1 protein-coding gene is annotated in these 610 nt (G+C 36.9%); it reads right to left on the minus strand.

Annotation, left to right across the window (positions count from 1 at the left end; genetic code table 11):
• Positions 1-458 (minus strand): DUF4349 domain-containing protein (locus tag V7659_RS25560; RefSeq protein ID WP_335542922.1); only part of this gene is annotated, 458 nt, incomplete at its 3' end.
• Positions 459-610: the final 152 nt, after the last annotated feature.

Here is a 610-nt window from a genome sequence, read left to right on the forward strand (position 1 = left end):
GTTATGTTTCTTTGTAGAACCTCTGCAGCCTGGCTCTCTGCATCATGTAAAAAGGCTTGAAAGTTTTTTTGTGGTATTCTTATCCTAATGCTGCCACTGACCTGCTCCTTCCCCTCTTTAGACACATTAGACTCAGTAATATAGCCGCCATATTTGATTACTTTGTCCTCAAGAGTCTGGACCGTTTTATCAAATTTTTTTACACGCAGTTCGAGATCCGCTTGATAAATGACCATTTGGTTTTGTACTTTTATTTTATCAGGCTTAATTGTTTTTTCCGCTTTTCCCATTTCACTTGAATAAAAATTTGCCTGCTTGCCACTTCCAGATTGAGCGTTATCCATAGCCACGTCATTACTTTGAGACATTTTTTCACTTTTTTCTTCACTGCTAGCACTACATCCAGTAATCCAAACTAATAAAATAATAAATAGGATTGGTAACCTTCTATTTTTCATCTTCAGACACCCCTTTTGTCCTTATTGTTACGGCCTGTATAAATGCATACTTATAAATACCGACGATTAAAAGACTTCAAGGTTACAGTCAAATAAAAAAAGCCGCCCGTCGAATCCCATAAAGGGTTCAGTTATGAGGTGCTTTTCTTAAA

The sequence above is a fragment of the Neobacillus drentensis genome (assembly GCF_036966985.1).
GTDB classification, from domain to species: domain Bacteria; phylum Bacillota; class Bacilli; order Bacillales; family Cytobacillaceae; genus Neobacillus; species Neobacillus drentensis_E.